Here is a 659-nt window from a genome sequence, read left to right as displayed (position 1 = left end):
TAAGTACCCCGAGGAAAAGAAATCAACCGAGATTCCCCCAGTAGCGGCGAGCGAACGGGGAGGAGCCCAGAACGTGAATCGGCTTGTGTGTTAGTGGAAGCGTCTGGAAAGTCGCGCAGCAAAGGGTGATAGCCCCGTACACTAAAATGCACAGGTCGTGAGTTCGATGAGTAGGGCGGGACACGTGACATCCTGTCTGAATATGGGGGGACCATCCTCCAAGGCTAAATACTCCTGACTGACCGATAGTGAACCAGTACCGTGAGGGAAAGGCGAAAAGAACCCCGGCGAGGGGAGTGAAATAGAACCTGAAACCGTGTACGTACAAGCAGTGGGAGCACCTTCGTGGTGTGACTGCGTACCTTTTGTATAATGGGTCAGCGACTTATATTTTGTAGCAAGGTTAACCGTATAGGGGAGCCGTAGGGAAACCGAGTCTTAACTGGGCGATTAGTTGCAAGGTATAGACCCGAAACCCGGTGATCTAGCCATGGGCAGGTTGAAGGTTGGGTAACACTAACTGGAGGACCGAACCGACTAATGTTGAAAAATTAGCGGATGACTTGTGGCTGGGGGTGAAAGGCCAATCAAACCGGGAGATAGCTGGTTCTCCCCGAAAGCTATTTAGGTAGCGCCTCGTGAACTCATCTTCGGGGGTA

1 rRNA gene is annotated in these 659 nt (G+C 52.0%); it reads left to right on the top strand.

What is annotated here, in order from left to right:
- Positions 1-659, top strand: a 23S ribosomal RNA gene (locus tag SO140_RS46300); the annotation flags it as partial.

The sequence above is a fragment of the Bradyrhizobium sp. UFLA05-108 genome (assembly GCF_059803455.1).
Note: the sequence above shows the minus strand (reverse complement) of the source record. Positions and strands in the feature narration are given on the sequence as shown.